This window comes from Mycobacterium intermedium, from assembly GCF_002086275.1.
Taxonomy (GTDB): Bacteria; Actinomycetota; Actinomycetes; order Mycobacteriales; family Mycobacteriaceae; genus Mycobacterium; species Mycobacterium intermedium.
This window is the reverse complement of record NZ_MVHT01000286.1, coordinates 1-739: the sequence shown is the minus strand read 5'-3', so window position 1 is coordinate 739 and position 739 is coordinate 1. Positions and strand designations below refer to the sequence as shown.

The 739-nt window shown below is 69.4% G+C and carries 1 protein-coding gene; it reads left to right on the top strand.

Annotated elements, in window-relative coordinates:
- A partial coding sequence (locus tag BST27_RS30705) for an SDR family NAD(P)-dependent oxidoreductase (protein WP_139805515.1) occupies positions 1–739 on the top strand: 739 nt, incomplete at both ends.

Sequence of the window (739 nt, the reverse complement as noted above, 5' to 3'; positions counted from 1 at the left end):
ATCATCACCGGTGGTCTGGGCGGTCTGGGCTTGTTCCTGGCCGAGAAGATGGCATCCGCGGGCGCGGGCCGTATCGTGCTGAGCTCGCGCTCGGAGCCGAGCCAAAAGGCGCAGGAAACCATCGAACTGATCCGTGCGATCGGCGCGGATGTGGTGGTGGAGCGTGGTGACATCGCGGAATCCGGCACCGCGGAGCGGTTGGTGACGGCGGCGACGGCGACGGGTCTGCCGCTGCGCGGCGTGCTGCATGCGGCCGCCGTGGTCGAGGACGCGACGCTGGCCAACATCACCGAGGAGCTGATCGAGCGAGACTGGGCGCCCAAGGTGCACGGCGCCTGGTACCTGCACGAGGCGACCAAAGAACGCGAACTGGACTGGTTCTGCCTGTTCTCGTCGGCGGCGGCGCTGGTGGGTTCGCCGGGTCAGGGTGCGTATGCGGCGGCCAACAGCTGGTTGGATGCGTTCACGCACTGGCGGCGCGCTCAGGGCCTGCCGGCGACCTCTGTCGCCTGGGGTGCCTGGGGCGAAATCGGCGCGGGGTCGGCGTTCGCGGAACAGACCGGTGATGCGATCGCACCGGAGGACGGCGCGTACGCGTTCGAGGCGCTGCTGCGCCACAACCGCGCCTACACCGGCTACGCCCCCGTCATCGGTTCGCCCATGCTGATGGCGTTCGCTCAGCGCAGCCCCTTCGCGGAGAACTTCCAGAAGATGGGCAAGAGCCGGGCGGGCGCGAGCC